The 18,148-nt window shown below is 66.8% G+C and carries 17 protein-coding genes; 16 read left to right on the plus strand and 1 reads right to left on the minus strand.

The window, feature by feature from the left end:
• The first annotated feature begins 7 nt into the window (after positions 1 to 7).
• The 10 genes from fliS to cheA all read left to right on the plus strand — a co-directional run bounded on the left by fliS (position 8) and on the right by cheA (position 8,166).
• Entirely contained in the window at positions 8 to 493 is a 486-nt protein-coding gene (gene fliS / locus ACEN8I_RS05585; protein ID WP_413327194.1) for a flagellar export chaperone FliS, read from the plus strand.
• Between the two features lie 2 nt (positions 494 to 495).
• Positions 496 to 843 carry a flagellar protein FliT gene (locus ACEN8I_RS05590; RefSeq protein WP_413327196.1) on the plus strand — a complete coding sequence of 116 codons (348 nt, stop codon included), beginning with the start codon at positions 496 to 498 and terminating at the stop codon, positions 841 to 843.
• Positions 840 to 2,186, plus strand: coding sequence for a flagellar hook-length control protein FliK (locus tag ACEN8I_RS05595; protein WP_413327198.1), 1,347 nt, complete (start codon positions 840 to 842; stop codon positions 2,184 to 2,186). Before ACEN8I_RS05590 ends, ACEN8I_RS05595 begins: the two co-directional genes overlap by 4 nt.
• Positions 2,179 to 2,496, plus strand: coding sequence for an EscU/YscU/HrcU family type III secretion system export apparatus switch protein (locus ACEN8I_RS05600; protein WP_413327585.1), 318 nt, complete (start codon positions 2,179 to 2,181; stop codon positions 2,494 to 2,496). Before ACEN8I_RS05595 ends, ACEN8I_RS05600 begins: the two co-directional genes overlap by 8 nt.
• 277 nt (positions 2,497 to 2,773) lie before the next feature.
• On the plus strand, positions 2,774 to 3,091 hold the full coding sequence (flhD, locus tag ACEN8I_RS05605) for a flagellar transcriptional regulator FlhD (RefSeq protein WP_036836995.1): 318 nt from the start codon (positions 2,774 to 2,776) through the stop codon (positions 3,089 to 3,091).
• A gap of 45 nt (positions 3,092 to 3,136) precedes the next feature.
• Positions 3,137 to 3,766 carry a flagellar transcriptional regulator FlhC gene (flhC, locus tag ACEN8I_RS05610; RefSeq protein WP_413327200.1) on the plus strand — a complete coding sequence of 210 codons (630 nt, stop codon included), beginning with the start codon at positions 3,137 to 3,139 and terminating at the stop codon, positions 3,764 to 3,766.
• A gap of 43 nt (positions 3,767 to 3,809) precedes the next feature.
• Positions 3,810 to 4,673, plus strand: a complete 864-nt coding sequence (gene motA / locus ACEN8I_RS05615; protein WP_413327202.1) for a flagellar motor stator protein MotA — start codon at positions 3,810 to 3,812, stop codon at positions 4,671 to 4,673.
• Positions 4,674 to 4,705: 32 nt separating this feature from the next.
• Complete coding sequence (gene motB / locus ACEN8I_RS05620; RefSeq protein WP_413327204.1) at positions 4,706 to 5,668, plus strand: flagellar motor protein MotB; 963 nt, start codon at positions 4,706 to 4,708, stop codon at positions 5,666 to 5,668.
• Entirely contained in the window at positions 5,668 to 6,048 is a 381-nt protein-coding gene (locus ACEN8I_RS05625; protein ID WP_413327206.1) for a response regulator, read from the plus strand. Before motB ends, ACEN8I_RS05625 begins: the two co-directional genes overlap by 1 nt.
• Positions 6,049 to 6,084: 36 nt before the next feature.
• Positions 6,085 to 8,166 carry a chemotaxis protein CheA gene (cheA, locus tag ACEN8I_RS05630; protein WP_413327208.1) on the plus strand — a complete coding sequence of 694 codons (2,082 nt, stop codon included), beginning with the start codon at positions 6,085 to 6,087 and terminating at the stop codon, positions 8,164 to 8,166.
• Positions 8,167 to 8,376: 210 nt separating this feature from the next.
• Here the strand turns inward: cheA and ACEN8I_RS05635 are convergent, their stop codons facing one another.
• A complete protein-coding gene (locus ACEN8I_RS05635) occupies positions 8,377 to 11,043 on the minus strand; it encodes a PAS domain S-box protein (protein WP_413327210.1) in 2,667 nt (888 codons plus the stop codon).
• A gap of 331 nt (positions 11,044 to 11,374) precedes the next feature.
• On the opposite strand from ACEN8I_RS05635, the gene ACEN8I_RS05640 reads away from it, so the two are divergent.
• From ACEN8I_RS05640 to ACEN8I_RS05665, 6 genes are all read left to right on the plus strand, one after another.
• On the plus strand, positions 11,375 to 13,111 hold the full coding sequence (locus ACEN8I_RS05640; protein WP_413327212.1) for a hypothetical protein: 1,737 nt from the start codon (positions 11,375 to 11,377) through the stop codon (positions 13,109 to 13,111).
• Between the two features lie 10 nt (positions 13,112 to 13,121).
• Complete coding sequence (locus ACEN8I_RS05645) at positions 13,122 to 13,622, plus strand: nuclear transport factor 2 family protein (RefSeq protein WP_413327214.1); 501 nt, start codon at positions 13,122 to 13,124, stop codon at positions 13,620 to 13,622.
• 104 nt (positions 13,623 to 13,726) lie between these two features.
• Positions 13,727 to 15,262 carry a FecR domain-containing protein gene (locus ACEN8I_RS05650; protein ID WP_413327216.1) on the plus strand — a complete coding sequence of 512 codons (1,536 nt, stop codon included), beginning with the start codon at positions 13,727 to 13,729 and terminating at the stop codon, positions 15,260 to 15,262.
• A 113-nt stretch (positions 15,263 to 15,375) separates the two neighbouring features.
• Complete coding sequence (locus ACEN8I_RS05655; protein WP_413327218.1) at positions 15,376 to 15,969, plus strand: RNA polymerase sigma factor; 594 nt, start codon at positions 15,376 to 15,378, stop codon at positions 15,967 to 15,969.
• Complete coding sequence (locus tag ACEN8I_RS05660; protein ID WP_413327221.1) at positions 15,966 to 16,595, plus strand: hypothetical protein; 630 nt, start codon at positions 15,966 to 15,968, stop codon at positions 16,593 to 16,595. The genes ACEN8I_RS05655 and ACEN8I_RS05660 overlap by 4 nt, the downstream gene beginning before the upstream one ends.
• 4 nt (positions 16,596 to 16,599) lie before the next feature.
• Positions 16,600 to 18,099 carry a S8 family serine peptidase gene (locus tag ACEN8I_RS05665; protein WP_413327223.1) on the plus strand — a complete coding sequence of 500 codons (1,500 nt, stop codon included), beginning with the start codon at positions 16,600 to 16,602 and terminating at the stop codon, positions 18,097 to 18,099.
• The last annotated feature ends 49 nt before the right edge of the window (positions 18,100 to 18,148 follow it).

Consider the following 18,148-nt stretch of genomic DNA (forward strand, 5'->3'; position numbering starts at 1 on the left):
CGTTTCGATGCACACACAACCCCACACCCAACCCTACACCTATCACCCGGGCGCCAATGCCTATGCCAAGGTCGGTACCGAAAGCGCGGCCATGAGCGCCTCGCCGCACCAGCTGATCACCATGCTGTTCGACGGCGCCAAGACGGCCATCGCGATGGCGCGCCACCACATGGCGAACAAGGACATCAGCGCCAAGGGCCAGGCCATCTCCAAGGCCATCAACATCGTCGACAACGGGCTGAAGGCCAGCCTGGACGCGGAGGCCGCGGGCGCGGCCGGCGCCCAGCTGGTGGCGGACCTGTCGGCGTTTTACGCCTATGTCACGCAGCGCCTGCTGTACGCCAACCTGCGCAACGACCCGGCGCTGCTGGACGAGGCCGACCGGCTGCTGGACAGCGTGAGCTCGGCCTGGCGCGAGATCGATCCGCAGCGGCCGCGGCCGCCGCAGGTGCCGGCCGCGCCCGCGGCGTCGCGGTTTTCCACGGGAGCCTGAGCATGGGATCACAAAGTGAAGTGATGCACTGCTACGAGCAGATCGCCCCGCTGACCGAGCGCATGCTGGTGCTGGCGCGCGCCAAGCAGTGGGGCGAGCTGCCCCGGCTTGAAGGGCAGTGCAGCAGCATGGTGGAGCGCCTGAAGGACATAGAGCCGCTGAGCACGCTGGACGAGGCGCAGTCGGCGCGCAAGTATGTGCTGCTGGGCCGCATCAGCGCCAACTCGACTGAAATCGTCGGCATGATCATGCCCCAGCTTTCCAAGCTGGTCGGCGTCATGAAAAGCCTGGACCGGCAGCGCAGCCTGCACAGGGCCTACGGCCAGCCGGACGACGCCTACCTGCCATGAGCGGCGTGACGCCTCTGGTGGACACCTTGCTGGCCACGCGGCTGGGGCAGCGCGTGGACCTGGTACCGCTGAAGGCGCAGGCTGAAATCGCCGGCCCGGGCGCCGTGGCGAATGTGCAGAAGGTGGACAACGACATCCGCCTGCCTTCGCGCGAGGCATTGCAGCGCGAGCTGGGCGTGGGCCTCTTAGGCCTCTTCGGCCGTGACGGCAACCCGGCAAGCCCGGCCCCTGTCGGGGTGGAAGGCGCCGTCACCTTGAGCGCCGCCGCGCGCACGGTCAGCGCGTTGCTCAAGCTCCCGGTGGGCAGCACGCCCGCCGTGCGCGGCCTGGCACCGTTGCAGCCCCACATGCACGCGCCCGCGGTGCCGGTGCTGGCGGCCGCCCTGGCGCGCACGGTGGCCGAATCAGGCCTTTTTTACGAATCGCATTTGCAGCAATTCACGGCCGGCCAGCGCACGCTGGCGCAGCTGGCGCGAGAGCCGCAGGCCGGCCTGGCCTTGCCGGTTGCCGAGGCGCAATCGCCGGACGTGAGCGCTCCCTTATCGATTGCTGCCGTCGGCTCCACGCTGGCCTCTCTCGCGTTGCTGCTGGAGGGGATGGCGGCGCTGCCACCTGTTCCGCGCGTTCCGCCTGCTTCACCCGCTGCGACGGATGCCGGGCCGGTGCCGGCAATACCGGAAGCGGCAGCGTCGCCTGCCGCCGGCCACGGCGAAGCGCAGTCGCCCGGACCCCTGAACAAAACTGGTCAGCCAGAACCCGCGGGCCAGTCCGTGACCTACGGACCCAGCGGCTTGCCGGAGCCGGCACCGCCCAGCCCGCACGATTTTTCGCTGCCCGATGCCGACCTGCATGCCTCCAGCGCCGCTTCCGTGGACAGCGCGCGCGCCGGCCATCCCGCGGCGGCGATACACCCCGAAGCCCTGGGCCTGGTGCGCCAGCAGCTCGACATGCTGGCGCAGCCGGTGTTCCGCTGGAGCGGCGAGGGCTGGCCCGGTGTTCCGATGGACTGGGAGATCCGTCAGGAGCCTGAGGAAGGCCCCGGGCGGCAGGCCGGTGAGAGCGGCGCGCAAACGACACCCGCCGCCTGGGTCACCCGCATGACGCTCACGCTGCCCCGGCTGGGAACGGTGGACGTGCGCCTGGGGCTCAATGGCGCGGCACTGCAACTGCACCTGGATGCATCGAGGGTTGGTACGGCAGCTGTACTCAAGCAGGCCGCAGACCAGCTGTCGCGGCGCCTGCAGAGCGTGGGGCTGGCGCTGACGGATTTGCGCATAGGCGGCGCGGCCGGCATGGACGATCCCGCAGATTCGGCGGATTCAGGGGGAAATGGCAATGCCTGACAGGTCGTCTGACGACAGGGAAGCCGGTCTGGCCGGCAACCCGCAAGGCCCCCGCGCCGAAGCCGTGGCGCTGTCCCTGGGCGCCGCGGGCGAGGCGCCAACCGTGGTGGCCAAGGGTTATGGGGCGGTCGCCGAGGCCATTGTCCAGCGCGCAAAAGACAGCGGACTCTATGTTCACGCCTCTCTGGAATTGGTGAAATTGTTAATGCATGTAGATCTGGACAGCCGAATTCCACCAAATTTGTACCTCGCTGTTGCAGAAATGCTCACATGGGTCCATCAATTAGAAAATGAAGAAACGAGTACTTAAACATTAGTCAATCGATTTTCCATCCCACTGAAATACTAGTATTTTCATTAAATTCTTCGATTAATTACTAAATTTTCCTGTTTTGGCGCTTAAATGTTACTTAATTGATAAATTTGATTCGTTCATGTAATTGTCAATTTAATGTGTTAAAAATTGCAATTGAGAGGAAGTCGTACGACAAGCCGCTCAATCAATCTGTGACAGGTGACGAAATTGACTGTGATGGATGACTCGTTCACCGCTTTACATGCAAATTTTGAAAGAACAGGAACGCAACGTGATTGACACTGGTACCGCCAACGACATTGGCGATTTGAATTTGGCCTACCTGCTGCTTGCAAAGCGGCTGGTGACGGAGGACATTGCGCTGGCGATGTACCGGCTCGGCATGAGCCGGGAGCTGGCTGACCTGCTGGGCAGCCTGTCGCTTTCCCAGATTGTGAAACTGGCGGGCTCCAGCCTGCTGCTGTGCCGTTTCCGCTTTGACGACCATCCGATGCTGTCGGCGCTGACCCTGGAAGGCAAGAACCCGGCGCTGCAGCAGGCGCATGCCGCGATCCTGCTGTCGGGTCAGCAGCTTGAGGCGGTCCGGTGATGTCCCGCGTTTGGGCCCTGAGCCGCTCTTTGCCTGGAAACCGCCATGGCCGGTAAAAGCGTCATCGTGGAGGCCAGGGAAATCCACCTGGCCATGGACCTGATCAAGCTGGGCGCCCGCCTGCAGTTCCTGGAGGCCGAAACCAGCCTGAGCCGGGACCGGCTGATCAAGCTCTACAAGGAGCTCAAGGGGACCTCCCCGCCCAAGGGCCTGCTGCCCTTTTCCACGGACTGGTTCATGACCTGGCTGTCCAACATCCACTCGTCGATGTTCTACAACATCTACCGCTTCATGGTGGTCCACGGCGGCTGCACCCGCATCAACGCCATCATTAAAAGCTACCGCCTGTACATCGAGCAGGTGCAGCAGCAGGGCGGCGAGCCGGTGCTGGACTTCACGCGGGCCTGGACGCTGGTGCGTTTTTTCGACAGCGACATGCTGCAGCTGAGCACCTGCACGCGCTGCACGGGCCTCTTTGTCGCCCATGCCCATGACTCGCAGAGCAACTATGTGTGCGTGCTGTGCCGCCCGCCCTCGCGCGCCGGCAAGACCCGGACCTCGGGCGCCAGGCGCGACGAGGCCGAAGGCGGCAGCCCCGCGGCCGCCGGCGGCACGCCCGCGATCTCCTCGTCGCAGTGGCTCGCCAATGTGATGAACAGCTCGCGCACCGCCTGAAGGCGCGGCGGCTTTCTTTTTACCGGTCCAGCAGGAGAACCCCATGCTTGTCATCATCGGCTACCTCGTCGTCGTCGCCTCCGTCTTTGGCGGCTACGCCATGATGGGCGGGCATTTCGGAGTGCTGTACCAGCCGCTGGAGCTGCTCATCATCGGCGGAGCCGCCGTGGGCGCCTTCGTCGCGGGCAACGACGGCCGCACCATACGCGCCACCCTCAAGGAATTGCCCAAGCTGCTGGCCAGCTCTAAAAAGCACGACAAGGCGCTCTACATGGAGCTGCTGGCCCTGCTCTACGTGCTGCTGTCCAAGGGCCGCAAGGACGGCATGATGGCGCTGGAGTCCGAGATCGACGATCCGCACAACAGCCCGCTGTTCGCGCCCTACGCGGTGATCCTGGGCGACGCGCGGGTGCTGGAGTTCCTGACCGACTACCTGCGCCTGATCGTGAGCGGCAACACCGACCCCTTCGAGATCGAGCAGCTCATGGACCACGAGCTCGAAACCTACAAGCACGAGGCGGAAGTGCCGGCCCACAGCCTGGCGCGCGTGGGCGACGCGTTGCCGGCCCTGGGCATCGTGGCGGCCGTGCTGGGCGTGGTGCACGCGCTGGCCTCGGCCGACCTGCCGCCGGCCGAGATGGGCCAGCTGATCGCGCACGCCATGGTCGGCACCTTCCTGGGCATCCTGCTGGCCTACGGCTTTGTGTCGCCGCTGGCCACGCTGATAGAGCACAAGGTGGCGGAGTCGCTCAAGGCCTACCAGTGCGTCAAGGTCACGCTGATGGCAAGCCTCAACGGCTACGCACCGCAACTGGCGGTGGAGTTCGGCCGCAAGATTTTGTATTCGACCGAGCGGCCGTCCTTCATCGAGCTGGACGGCCACGTGCGCGAGGTCAAGGCGCGCTGAGGCGGCCGGTCAACGGAAGCTGGCGAAATTCCATGAGCGAGACCGCGCGAAGAATCATCGTCATACGGCGTCCCGTGAAGGCGGCCGCCCACCATGGCGGCGCCTGGAAGATCGCGTTCGCCGATTTCATGACGGCCATGTTCGCCTTCTTCCTGGTGCTGTGGATATTGAGCATCTCCTCGCCCAAGCAGCTCGAGGGCATCGCCGACCAGTTCAAGATGCCGCTGAAGGTGGCCATTGCCGGCGGCAAAAAAAGCAGCACCAGCACCAACGTAATTCCCGGCGGCGGCGCCGACCCCAGCCATGCGGACGGGGAAGTCCGGCAGGCCGCCGCCGACAGCGGCAAGGACCCGGACGACGGCCAGCGCCTGGAGGCGCTCAAGGAGCGGCTGGACAACCTGATCGAGTCCAGCCCGGTGCTCAGGCAGTTCCGGCCCCAGCTGCTGATCGACATCACGCCAGAGGGCCTGCGCATCCAGATCGTGGACAGCAACAACCGCCCCATGTTCGACCGCTCCAGCGCCGTGGTGGTGGCCTACATGCGCAGCATCCTGCGCGAGATCGCCCCGGTGCTCAACGAGCAGCCCAACAAGCTCACGCTCTCGGGTCACACCGACGCCACCGTGTACTCGCAGGGCGACAAGTCCTACAGCAACTGGGAACTGTCGGCCGACCGGGCCAATGCCTCGCGGCGCGAGCTGGTGGCCGGCGGCATGCAGGACGGCAAGATCCTGCGCGTCATGGGCGTGTCGTCCAGCGTGCACCTGAACAACGACGACCCTTACGCGGCGGTCAACCGGCGCATCAGCATCCTGGTGCTGAACAAGCGCGCCCAGGCCGACATCGAAAGCGGCAATGCCGCAACCGCCAGCGCGCCCTTCCTCGCGACCGGCAAGGCCGCGAAGGCCGCCAACAGCGCCGGCCCCGGGATCAAGCCTGCCGGCGCGTCGCAGGCGTTGAACCCCAGCCTCACCAAACCTGAAAACCGGACCTGATGCACAAAAAAACCATCCTGGTGGTCGACGACTCGGCCGTGATGCGCCACCTCAATTCCGCCGTCCTTGAAGAGGGCGGCTACCAGGTACTGCTGGCCGGCGACGGCCAGGCCGCGCTGGAAAAAATGGTGGACACCCCCGTGGACCTGGTGCTGACCGATTGGACCATGGTCCCCATGGACGGCTGCGAGCTCACGCGCCGGCTGCGCGCGCGGCCGGCTTGCGCGGCCCTGCCCATCCTGGTGCTCAGCACCCTGAGCAACGAGGCCAGCAAGGCCGACGCGCGGCAGGCCGGCGCCACCGGCTGGCTGTGCAAACCGATAGAGCCCGAAACGCTGCTGGCCGTGGTGGGTAGCCTGATGAACCCGGCGCGGGCCTGAGGCGGCGCGGCAGCCAACAAGAGAAACCTTCCCCTTATGGACATCACCCAGTTCTACCAGACATTTTTTGAAGAAGCCGACGAGTTGCTGGCCGAGATGGAACAGCTGTTCCTGGGCCTGGACCTGGAGGCGCCCGACGGCGAACACCTCAATGCGGTGTTTCGCGCCGCGCATTCCATCAAGGGCGGCGCGGCCACCTTCGGTTTTGTCGCGCTGACCGACACCACCCACCTGCTGGAAAACCTGCTGGACCGGGCGCGCCACGGCGAGCTCAAACTCAATACCAAGATGATGGATGCTTTTCTGGAGACCAAGGACGTGTTGCAAAAACAATTGAGCGCCTACAGGGCCGGCGCCGAGCCCGAAGCCGGCATGGTGGCCGAGATCTGCGCGGTGCTGCAGCAGCTCGCGCGGGAAGCCGGCGGAACGCCGCCCGCGCCGCCTGTTATTGCCGCGCCACCGGCGCCCGTGGCCGCACTGCAGGCCGAACCTACCGCAGAGGCCGGGCCCGCGGCCGAGCGGACCCTGAAGGTGCGTTTTTCCAAGGTGTCGGAAAACGACTGCAAGCTGCTCAGCGAGGAGATGGCCAACCTGGGCCAGGTGACGGCGCAGACCCAGGAAGAGGGCAGCCTGACGATCTGGCTCAAGACTGGTTGCGACGGCAACGACGTGATCGCGGTCTGCTGTTTCATCATCGAGGCCGAGCAGATCGACATCCGCGAGGAGGGTGCGCCCGCCGCGCCAGCCCAGCCGGTGACGGCGCAGCAAGCTGAAGCGGCCGCGCCGCAGTCTGCAAGCCAGTCCGCGCCCGCCGTAGCCAGCGCACCGGCGGTGGCTGCTGCTGCCGCCGCCGTGCAGAACAAGGAGTCCAGCTCGATACGCGTGGACGTCGAAAAAGTCGACCAGATCATCAACCTGGTCGGCGAGCTGGTGATCACCCAGTCCATGCTGACGCAGACCGCCTCCCTGCTGGACCCGGTGGTGCACGAGCGCCTGCTCAGCGGCATGGGCCACCTGGAGCGCAATGCGCGCGACCTGCAGGAGTCCGTCATGTCCATACGCATGATGCCCATGGACTATGTGTTCAGCCGCTTCCCGCGCCTGATCCGCGATCTCTCGGCCAAGCTCGGCAAGCAGGTGCAGCTGGTCACGGTCGGCAAGGAAACCGAACTCGACAAAAGCCTGATCGAGCGCATCATCGACCCCATCACCCACCTGGTGCGCAACAGCCTGGACCACGGCATCGAAGGCCCGGAGCGCCGCGCCTACGCCGGCAAGGACCCGGTGGGCCGGCTCACGCTGTCGGCCCAGCACCAGGGCGGCAGCATCGTGATCGAGGTCAAGGACGACGGCGGCGGCCTGGTGCGCGAAAAGATTCTGGCGAAGGCCCTGCAGCAGGGCATGCCCGTGAGCGAAGCCATGCCGGACGAGGACGTCTGGCAGCTGATCTTCGCGCCGGGTTTTTCCACGGCCGAAGCGATTACCGACGTGTCGGGCCGAGGCGTCGGCATGGACGTGGTCAAGCGCAACATCCATGAAATGGGCGGCCATGTGGAGATCGCCTCCGTGCAGGGCAAGGGCACGACGATTCGCATCGTGCTGCCGCTGACGCTGGCCATCCTCAACGGCATGTCGGTCAAGGTCGGCGAGGAGGTCTACATTCTGCCGCTGAACTACGTCATCGAATCCCTGCAGCCACTGGACAAGGACGTGCACTCCATCACCGCCGACGAGCACGTCATGCATGTGCGCGGCGAATACCTGGCCCTGCTGGAGCTGCACAAGCTTTTCGACGTGGCCGGCGCGGTGCGTGTGCCCACCCAGGGCATCGCCGTCATCGTGCAGGCCGAGGGCACGCGCTTTGCGCTGCTGGTCGACCAGTTGGTAGGCCAGCACCAGGTCGTGGTGAAAAACCTGGAAACCAACTACCGCAAGGTGCCCGGCATTTCGGGCGCGACCATCCTGGGCGACGGCAATGTCGCGCTCATCATCGACGTGGCGGCGGTGCAGCGCGCCAATCGCGACAAGGCGGCCCAGCGCGGCCAGGCGCGCCCGGCGCTGGTGGCGGCCGCGGCCGCCGCCGCGTCGCGCGCGCTGGAGGCGGCGATGGCGGCGTAAATCCGCGAAATCCGGGAGATAGATCTATCCGCAGATTTCGCAGATGAACGCAGATTGAAGAGAAGGAATTTGTACTCCGGATCTCATCCCTGTCTCCACGCGCTGCCCGCACGGCCTTGCATCATGATGGGTTTTATCTGTGTAAATCTGCGTAATCTGCGGATATGGATTCATCCGCGGATTTTCACGGTGAGGATTTTTGAGCGCCCCTTACAGCGTCACGGTAAAGCAGGTGCTGCGTCCTGGCTCGCTGCGCACGGCGATCTTGCCGCCGTGCAGCTCGACCGAGTTCTTCACGATGGCCAGTCCCAGGCCGGTGCCGGGAATGTCGCCGACATTGCTGGCGCGGTGAAAGGACTCGAACAGGTGCGGCATTTCCTCGGGCGGTATGCCTATACCCTGGTCCTCGACCTCGAAGACCGTGCAGTCCGCCTGCAGGGAGATGCGAAAAGCCACCTCGCCGCCCTGGGGTGAGTACTTGATGGCATTGGACAGCAGGTTGCCCAGGATGTGGCGCAGCAGCTTGGCATCGAAGAGGCCGGGCGGCGGCGCGGCCGGAAAATCGGTCAACACCTTGCAATTCGACTTGGGCTGCAGCGCCCGGGCTTCCTCGACGATGGCATGGCACAGCGCGAGCAGGTCGGTGGGCCCCGGGCGGAATTCCAGCATCTGCGCTTCCACCTGGCCTATCAGCAGCACGCGGTCCAGCATGCGCGCCATGCGCTGCACACCGGCGCCTATGCTCTCGAAGATTTCCACTTTTTCTTCCGGCGGCATGCGGTCGCTGTAGTCCCTGAGCAGCTCGGAGGCCGACAGGATGGCCGCCAGCGGCGTGCGGAACTCGTGGCTGGTCATGGAGACGAAGCGCGAGCGCAGGTCGTTGAGCTCTTTCTCGCGCTCCAGCGCCGCGCGGATATTGTCTTCGGCCCTGCGCCGGTCGGTGATGTCCAGAAGCGTCCAGATCACGCCGGCGTCGGGATTGCGGTCGCTCACGCAGCGGCCCGCCAGCTGCACCCACAGCGTCTCGCCGTTGCGGCGCCAGAACTTGCGCTCGTCGACGTAGACGCCGTCGCGCACCAGCTTGGCGCGGGTCTCCTTGCCGTCGGATTCATAGGTCGCGTCGTCGTCGTACAGCAGGCGTGATGATTTCCCGACCAGTTCCTCGCGCGAGTAACCCGTCATCTCCAGGTATTTGTCGTTGACCCACTGGATGCGGCGCTCCACGTTGAAGCTGATGCCGACCAGCGCGCTGTTGAAGATGGCCTCGCGCTCGGAGGAGGCCCGCGCCAGCGCCGCCTCCAGTTCCTTGCGCGGCGTGATGTCCATCACGGCCCAGACGCTGCCCTGGGTCTTGTCGAGCACGCTCACGGCCTTGCCCGAGGCCGTCACCCAGAACAGGCTGCCGTCCAGCCGGCGCATCTGCAGGTCGCCCTGGTAGGCGCGCCCCTCGTTCATGCAGGCGGCGATGTCCCCGGCCACGCGCAGGTATTCCTGCTGCGAGGAAAACAGCGTGCTCCAGTCGCGCGGCGCGGGCGTGTCGGCCGAGACGCCGAACATCCTGGCCATGGCCTGGTTGGACCAGCGGAACACGCCCTCGTGCGTGAGGAAGGCGATGCCGACCAGGGAGTTTTCCAGGATGGTCTCGCGCTCTTCCAGCGTGTCGCGCAGTTGCTCTTCGAGCTTTCTGCGCTGGCTGATGTCGGAGAAAAAAGTCAGTATGCCCTGTTCGCCGTCCCAGGGAACCACGGAGACGCTGATGCCTATCCAGCGGATCTCCCCGCTGGGCAGCAACAGGCGCAGCTCGTAGCGGCTGGGCACATCCTCGCCGGCCAGCCGCCTGCGCTGGCGGCCCAGCACCAGAGCGTGGTCGTCGGGGTGGATGCGGTGCAGAAAGCCGACCTGCAGCATTTCGTCCAGGCCGATGCCGGCGATCTGCGCGGCGCGCTCATTGGCGTAGGCGATGCGCTCGTCCTTCACGACGATCATGCCCTCGTCCACATGCTCGATCACCGCGCGGTAGCGTTCGGTGGAGCGGCGCACGCTGTCGGCCAGGGCGCGGCTTTGCGTGATGTCGGAGAAAAAAGTCAGCGAGGCCGTGTCCCCGTCCCAGGGAATGACGCTGCTGCCCATCGAGAGCCAGCGCGGCGCCTTGTCGGGCTGCACCAGCCGCACGTCGATGCGCCCGGCGCCTTGCTGCGCGGCGGCCAGCTGGTCGTCGGGATGCAGGTGGTGGAAAAACCCCTGCTTGAGGATGTCGGCATAGGGGATGTCGAGGATGGCCGCGGCGCGCTGGTTGGCGAACACCACCTTGCCGCGCTGCGTCACCACCACGCCGTCGTTGACGTGCTCGATGACGGCGCGGTAACGCTCCTGCGACAGGCGCGCGGCCTGCTCGGCGGCCCGGCGCCTGGAGATGTCGCGAATGAAGGCGCCGAAACCGGGCATGCCGCCCGCGCTGTCCGCCGGCACGGTGAAGATGGACAGCTCGACGGGAAGCAGGGCGCCGCTTTTGTGCAGGGCCTCGACCTCCAGCAGCCGCTCTATGGTCCTGGCCCTGCCTGTCTTGAGGTAGGCGGCCAGGCCCGCCTCATGCGCGGCGCGCTGCGCGGGCGGCACGATCAGCTCGCACATGCGCTGGCCCACGGCCTCGCCGGCGCGCCAGCCCAGCATGTGTTCGGCGCTGGCGTTCCAGCTCGTGATGATGCCGCCCGCATCCATCTCCAGTACGGCGTCGCGCGCCGAACCAAGCAGCGACACCAGGTGCCGCTGCCGGGCCTCGAGCGCGCGTATGGTTTCGCGCAGCTGCGCCTCGGTGGCGGGCGCCTCCGATGCCGGAGCGCAAGAGGTTTCTTCGGTGTGCCGCAAGGATGTGGGCATGAATCGTGGCAGGTGTGGCGTGCCACTGCGGCAGGCTGTTGGGCTGTTGGGGTGAGGGGGCCTGGGGCATTCTCTGCGATGCGCCCGGCATCGGTCAATCGGAAAACCGGTTTGCCGTGCCAGTGCTGCCACCCGGAAAAAATGTCGGCGCCCGCAGACAGCGCAGAGCGCTGATTCCGTTGGACTTTTTACATTCCCGGCCGGCGCCTGTCGGCCCGCGCCGACAGGCGGTGGTCCGCAAAAAAACGAAGACCGTTGATTTCATTCATGAATTTCAGTGGCATGCAAATTGGGTACAGAAGGGGCAACTCAATCAGCAGGTAGAACAACAATGGCCCAGAAGAAGAATGTGTTTCGGCGGATCGCGGTACCCGGCCTTCTGGGCAGCCTGCTGCTGTGCCAGGAGCATGCACAGGCCCAGCAGGACGGCCAGGTGCAACTGGAGCCCAACGACCAGGTCATACGCGCCTGGCAGCAAAACAACCTGGGGGCGGCGGCCGGCCCCTCGCTGGCGCGCCAGGAGGACGGCGGCACCCGGCTTGAATGGAAGGGCGGCCTGACGGTCGACACCTATGGCAACGACGTTCATTCGGCCGGCGGCAACCTCAACACGCCGCTGCGCACCGGCGCCTTCTACAAGAACACCTACAACAGCGACCTTCGCGCCACCTACAAGGACAACACCGTCGATTATTTCCAGCTGGGCGCCACCGGTAGCAACGACCTGTCGGTGCTGAGCCAGAACCGCTACCAGGTCAACAACATGCAGCTGGGCCGCGCCGGGGCGGGTTATATGCTTTCCCTGGGCGACGTCACGCCCAATTTCTCCAGCCTGAGCTCCGCGCTGGGCGTGCGCGGCCTCTACGGCCAGCGGCAATTCGGCGAGGAAATGACCGTGTACGGCTTCACCGGCATGGTCGCCGAAAGCTGGGAAGCCCTGGACAACAAGGTGCCGCGAACCCAGTACCTGAAAGACGTCCACGGCCTCAAGCTTGAAAAAGCCTTCGGAAGCTCGCTGAAAACCTATGTGACCAGCCAGAGCTCCTCCGAGCGCGAGCCGACCACCGTGATGGCGCAGCCGCTGGCCGCGCAGCGGGGCAAGACGCGTTCCTTCAGCGGCGGCTTCCAATACCAGGCCGAGCAGTTCACCCTGGCCGGCGAAACCGCCGGCAGCCGCTACGAGAACGGCGGCACCTCGGACCGCCCGGGCCGGGCGAGCATCCTCGACGCGAGCTGGCGCGGCGAAGGCTACGGTTTTCGCGGCGGCTACCACGACATCTCCAGCGGCTATACCTCGCTGTCGCTGCAGGCGCAGCCCGGTGTTCGCGAAGCCTATGCCGGCGTCGACTGGACAGTGGCGCCATGGATCGCGCTGGCCACCGACGTGCGCCGCTCGCGCCTCACGACACTGGCCACCGCCGGCTTCGAGTCGACCTATGTCGACTCGAACGCTGTGGCCGCGCGCGCCAACATCAATTTCGGGCCGGACTATCCGGGCTGGGCGCTGGCCCTGCAGCAGGCCGAGTCCCGTGCGCTCAATTCCGCCATGCAGGCATCGCGCAACCGGGACTTTTCGTCCACCCTCAATTACACGACCCCCACGTGGAACGCCGGTGTCGGTTTCGGCTGGGGCAAGGTGACCAGCGAGGTGTGGCCGGCCAGCGATTCGCTTAATGACAACTGGGCCTTCAATCTGGGCCACACCTTCTCCGACGCCCAGCCGGACCTGCCGCAGACCTGGAGCCTGGGCGTGAACCTCACCGCGGGCGCGCAGAAGCAGCGCCTGCTGTCGGGCGGACAGACCAGCAATACCAACTACACCTTCACCGTGACCGGCCAGCGCGCGGGCTGGGGCAGCGTCAACCTGCTGGTGATGAGCGGGCGCACCACCCAGCTTTACGGCGGCCCCAGCCTGCGGCTGGAGGGCTACCAGCTGGAGGCGGTCTACGCCATCTCCGAGAAATGCTCGCTCAAGGCCTATGCGCGCAGCAGCCACCGCAATATCGACGACCCGGTGCTGGCCGCGAAGGAAAGCGCCGCCGGCCTGCAACTGAACATCAGTTTTTAAGGTGACCGCGATGAAAAAAATTCTCTCCCTGCTGTGCCTGCTCGCCACGGCTTCCTCCCTGTTTTCGCTGGCTTCACCGGTTTTATCGGCTTCACCGTTTTCATCGGGCGCTGCCGCCAAGGTCGCTTCCGCGCCCGCCGCCCCCAAGGACAGCCGCCAGGCGCAGGCCGCGCTGCGCCAGCTGCTGGCCGCCCACGTTGCCGGCAACCAGGCCGGCATGGAAGCGCTGGTGTCGCCCGACATGCCCGGCTACGCCGGCGTGGTGGAGGCCGCGCGCCAGGCCAGGCCGATGCAGAAACAGCTGCGGATCACGCTGTCGGACCTGCGCGCGCAGCCCTCCGAAGATGCCGCCCTGGTGCTGGTCCAGGCGCGCTGGGAAAAACGCTATGTGCGCCTGCCCGCGGGGCTGCAGGTGCGCAAGAGCGGCGAGGCCGTGTTCACGCTCAAGCGCAGCGAGGGCGGCTGGAAGCTGGCCGGCCTGAGCGGCGACAACCTCTTCGCCGCCGACTAGGCCGCGCGGCAAGCGACCCCTTTCTTGAACCCTTCCTCCACGGCGCACGACTCACCGGCAAGCCCGCGGCATTCGTTCGCCTCCATGACCACGACAGGCACACCATGAAACACACAACCTTCACTCCCATGCTGCTGGCGCTCGCGCTGTGCCTTTGCCTGCAGCAGGCCCATGCGGCCGGCCAGATCGATTTCATCGAGGGCAATGTCAGCGTCACCACCGCGGCGGGCCAGCTGCGCGTGCCGGGCAGGGGCGAGACCCTGGATGCGGGTGATGCCATCGTGACCGGCCGCGACGGGGAGATCCATGTGCGCATGGACGACAACGCGCTGATCGCCCTGCGCGCCAACACCTTTTTGCGCATCGAGGCCTACCGGGCCGAAGGCGGCGCCGACGACAACGCCGTGTTCCGCCTGCTGCGCGGCTCCTTCCGCTCGGTGACGGGCTGGATAGGCAAGAACAACCCGAAGAACTACGCGGTGCGCACCACCACCGCCACCATAGGCATTCGCGGGACCGACCACGAGGTGCTGGTCGTCGGCGAGGGCGAGGATGCGGGGACCTACGACAAAGTCAACACCGGTGAGACCGAAATGGACACGCCCGTCGGCAAGGTGTCGGTGCTGCCCGGCCAGGCCGCCTTCGCGTCCAGGACGGCAGCGCTTCCACCCCGGGTGCTGCCGGCCGTGCCCGCGCTGTTTGTCGCCACGAAGAATGAAGCCATCATCGAAAGCAGCAAGAAGCTGCTGGAAGAAACGCGCGACGAACGCCTGGAGCAAAAGCAAAAGGACAACGTGCGCAAGGGAACGGACAGCAACGGCAAGCCGAGGATCGGCGAGCCCGAGGACGCGCGCAAAGCCCTGGCGGCCTTCGAGGACATCCTGCGCGCTTTCGAGGCCGGCAACGTGTCCTTGATACGCCAGAAGCTGGACCCGTCCATGATCGGCTACCAGCAGCTGCTGGACAACATCACGCAGGAAAACAACGAGTGCAAGCAGATGCGCGTGACCCTGCTCAACACCCAGGTGCAGGCCGGCCCCAACCTGGCCGTGCTGCAGACCGGCTGGGAAAAGCGCTGCCTGCTGCTGCCGTCCTTCACGCCGCGGCTGACGACGGGCCGCAGCACCGTGCTGCTGCACTTGGGCCCCAACGGCTGGACCTTTGCCGCGATCACCGGCGGCAGCATGCTGGAGCGCAGCGGCCCGGTTGTTCCCGGCGCGCCGGCCGGCGGCCCTGCCGCCAGGACACTGGCGACGCTGGCCGTCGCCAACATCGGCGCCTCCTATGCGGCGGCCGGCGGGGGCGTGGCGCCGCCCGCACCCCTGCCTTTCAGCATCACCGTGACCGACCCCGACCGCGTGGGCGCCGCCTCCGTGACCGTGACCATCACCACCTCCGCGCCCTTCGCGAATGACTCCATGGTGCTGACCCTGCCCGCCGTGACCCCCGGCTCCTCGCAGTTCAGGGTGACCACGGTGAGTTTTTCCAAGGCGGCGGCCGGTTGCACCAGCACCAATGTGCCCACCAATCCCGCGTCGCTGGAGATTTGCCCCGGCGGCACGGCCACCGTGTCCTTCACCGACACCACCACGCCGTCGGGCGCGCCTCAGGTCGTGACGCAAACCGTGGCGGTGCCCTGAGCGCGGGAAAAAAATCGCGACGGCATTGAACCCCGCGCGGTGAACGCGCGACTCACAGACAACAAGGGCACGGCGGGCAAGGGGTCCGCCGGCCCGACAGGGAGCTTGATCTGATGGACGCACACGCAGGCGCGCTGGCACGGCAGGACATGGAGCTGTGCCGCCTCATGGAACAGGTGGCCGCGCGCGACGAGGCCGCCCTTTCCACGCTTTACAAGCGCATGAGCCGGGTGATCTACGCCTTTTCGCTGCGCCGCCTGTGCCAGCCCGAGGCCGCGGAAGAGGTGGTGGTGGAAACCATGTACGAAGTCTGGAAGGGCGCGCCGCGCTTTGCGGGCCGTTCCATGGTGACCACCTGGATACTGGGCATCGCGCGCCACAAGGCGATGGACAAGCTGCGCACGCGCGGCGGCGAGATGAGTGAACCCCTGGGCGACGAAGCCGAGGCCATTCCCGACAGCCGCCCCTCGGCTTATGAACTGATCGCCGGCCGGCAAAGGCAGGGGCAGGTTGCCCTGTGCATGGAAGCCCTGCCGGACGAGCAGCGCGAATGCATCCACATGGTGTTCTACGAGGACGCGCCGCTGGCCGAGATCGCCGCGGTCCAGGACTGCCCTGAAAACACGGTCAAGACACGTTTGTTCCACGCCCGCCGCAAGATGCGGGAATGCCTTGAGCGCCAGGTCTGGCGCATGGAGCGCGCATGATGCACAGCGAACAGGAATTGCGGGACCTGCTGCCCTGGCATGTCAACCACACGCTGGACGCGGACACCTGCCAGGAGGTCGAGGCGCTGGCCGGGCGCTCGCCGCTGGTGCGCGCTGAAATCCACTGGCTCGAGCAATTGCGCAGCCAGATCCGGCAGTTTCGCGACGAGGCCGAACAGCGGCCCGACGACGCGGGGCTGGATATGCTGCTGGCGATGATCCACGCGGAAGATGCCGGCAAGCTCGTGCGCCTGCGCGGCCGCTGGAATGCCTGGCTGGCCGCGCCGCGCCGGTACTCGGTCGCCGGTCTGGCCGCCGCCGTGGTCCTGGCGCAGGCCGCGCTGATAGGCGCACTGCTGCAGCGTGAGGCACCCGAGACGCTCACCCCGCTGTCGGGTGAGACGGCGGCGGGCGGCGAATTGCTGCAAGTGACCTTCAAGCCACGGGCGACCGAGGCGCAGATACGCGGCCTGCTGGCTGGCCTGCGGGCGGAGATTGTTTCCGGTCCGGGCGCGCTGGGTGTCTACACGGTGCGTGTGCCCGAAGGGCAGGGACAGCCGGTGCTGGCGAGCTTGCGCGGCAGCAGCGCCATCGTCGAATCGGCGGCCTTGCTGGCCGGCCGCTGAAGGCATGGGCCTGAACGCTCGCGACCGCATGAACGCATGCTGGTTTTTTCCGCTTGCCTGTATCGCGCTGGCCGCTTTGCCGGCGAAGGCTGCCACCGACGAAGAGCCCGATTGCAAGCGCTACCGTATCGCGGGCCTGCCTTGCCCCGCCAAGCCAGGCGGTGCGCGGCCGGCCACCAGGCCGCTCTTGCCCCCGCGCGCGGTGGAGCCGGCGCCGGCGGCGGGCCGCTCACTGGCAGCACCGGCACCGGGCGTGCCCTCGCCGCCGCCCTCGCCATTGTTTCCACTCGCGGCACCCACGGCGCCCACGGCACCCGCAACACCTGGCCTGCCGGCCTTGCCCGCGGGCAGCGCCCTGCTGCCCATGGCGATCGCGCCTTTGGCAGCGCCCGGCCCGCCGGTCCAGACACGCGAGCCTGGGCAGGTCGTGGTGTACTGGGCCGCGGTGGACGAGGCCGACGCGGCGCTGGAGCGGCTGGCGCGCGAGCGGCGGGTTCTGCCCATCACCCGCTCGCGGCTGGAGGCACTGGGCGGCGTGCTCGCGGTGTTCCAGCTCGAGAGCGCGGCGCAGGCCGCCGATTTCCGCGCACAGTTGCTGCGCGACTTTCCAGGCTTGGCCGCGGACTTCAACACACGCTACCGCCCGCTTCAGCAAAACCAGGCGAGGCCGCGCATCTACCTGCCGCAAAAAATCGACCAGGTATCGACAGGGGTGGAGCCGGCGAGCCAGGGCACCACACGCGTGGGCATGGTGGATGGCCCGGTGGCGGCCATCGCGGCGCTCGCGGGCGCGCGCATCAGCCGCAAAAGTTTCCTGGCCGCCGGCGAGACGGCCGCACCGGTGGGCCATGGCACCTCTGTTGCCGCGCTGATCGCGGGACAGGACGCCGGTGTTGCGGGCTTTCGCGCCATGGCGCCCGGGGCCAGCCTGCACTCGGCCGAGATCATGCGCAGCGTGGGCGCCGACGACTGCAGCAACAGCGCGGCCCTGGTGCGCGCGCTGGACTGGCTGCTGGCTGAAAACGTGCAGCTCATCAACCTCAGCCTGGGCGGGCCCGGCGACGCGGTGATGGAAAAAGCCTTTGCCCGGCTCGCCGAATTTCCGGTGGCGCTGGTCGCCGCGGCCGGCAACGGTGGCCCGGCGGCGCCGCCGGCCTATCCGGCAGCCTATCCCGGTGTGATTGCCGTGACGGCGACCGACGCCTCCGACAACGTGTACGCCGCGGCCAACCGCGGCGCCTACATCACGCTGGCGGCGCCCGGTGTGGACCTCTGGGTGCCCGACGGGGCTTTCGGCCACTATGTGAGCGGCACCTCGTTTTCCGCGGCCGTGGTGAGCGCCGCCGGCGCGCTGCTGCTGGGGCGCAACCCGCTGCTCAAGCCCAGGTCGCTGGCCCGCCAGCTGTGCCGGGGCGCCAGGGACCTGGGCGCGCCGGGGCCTGACCCGGTCTTCGGCTGCGGCCTGATCCAGGTGGGTGCTTCGCTGCGCGACGAGCGGCTATGAACGGTTCTATGGACGGTCAGATTTACGGTTTTCGGCCCGGGCCGCAGGG

It is taken from the genome of Polaromonas sp. CT11-55, from assembly GCF_047303325.1.
Taxonomy (GTDB): Bacteria; Pseudomonadota; Gammaproteobacteria; order Burkholderiales; family Burkholderiaceae_C; genus Polaromonas.